The organism is Thiohalocapsa marina (genome assembly GCF_008632335.1).
GTDB lineage: Bacteria > Pseudomonadota > Gammaproteobacteria > Chromatiales > Chromatiaceae > Thiohalocapsa > Thiohalocapsa marina.
Genome location: NZ_VWXX01000086.1, coordinates 1 through 765, shown reverse-complemented (window position 1 = coordinate 765; position 765 = coordinate 1). Strand labels below are relative to the sequence as shown.

At 70.3% G+C, this 765-nt stretch carries 1 protein-coding gene; it reads right to left on the bottom strand.

The features are described from left to right. Positions 1-765 (bottom strand): response regulator (locus tag F2Q65_RS19295; RefSeq protein ID WP_150095019.1); only part of this gene is annotated, 765 nt, incomplete at both ends.

The window sequence follows — 765 nt, the reverse complement described above, 5'->3', positions numbered from 1 at the left end:
CGCAGACGGCCTGATCCAGCGCGCCATGGTCGAGAACAGCTCGGCGACATTGATGGGCTTGGCGATGTGGTCGTTCATGCCGGCGGCGAGCACCTTCTCGCGGTCGCCGGCCATGGCATTGGCGGTCATGGCCAGAACGGGCAAATCCTTGAAGCGCGGGTCTTGGCGCAGCCGACGTGTGGCCTCGTAGCCATCCAGGATGGGCATCTGGCAGTCCATGAGCACGCCGTCGAAGGGCTCCTGATCCAGTAGCGCCAGGGCCTCCTCGCCGTGATTGGCCACCGCGACCAGCAGGCCGTTGCTGCTTAGAAGCTCCAGCGCCAGCTCCTGGTTGATCTCGTTGTCCTCCACCAGCAGGACCTTGGCCCCGCGCAGCCGGGCCAGGTCCTCGGTGGCGGCGCCACGGTCGTGGCGCGGCCGCAGCTGGGCCGCCTTGCTGCGGCCGAGGGCGCGCAGGATGGCATCGAGCAGGTCCGAGGGGGTGGCGGGCTTGTTCAGGAAGCCGCGGATGTCGACCCCTGCGGCAGCGGCCACGGCCTCCTCGCGCCCGTAGGCGGTGACCATGAGCAGGGTCGGCGGCGGGCGGATATCGCTGCTCTGCTCGATGGCGCGCGCCGTGGCCACGCCATCGAGCCCGGGCATGCACCAGTCCAGCAGCACCAGTTGGTAGGGGTCATCCAGGGCCTCGCGCAGCCGGGTCAGGGCCTCCTCGCCGCTGGCCGCGGCATCCACGCGCAGCCCGAGGCTGGTGAGGATGGCCGCGAG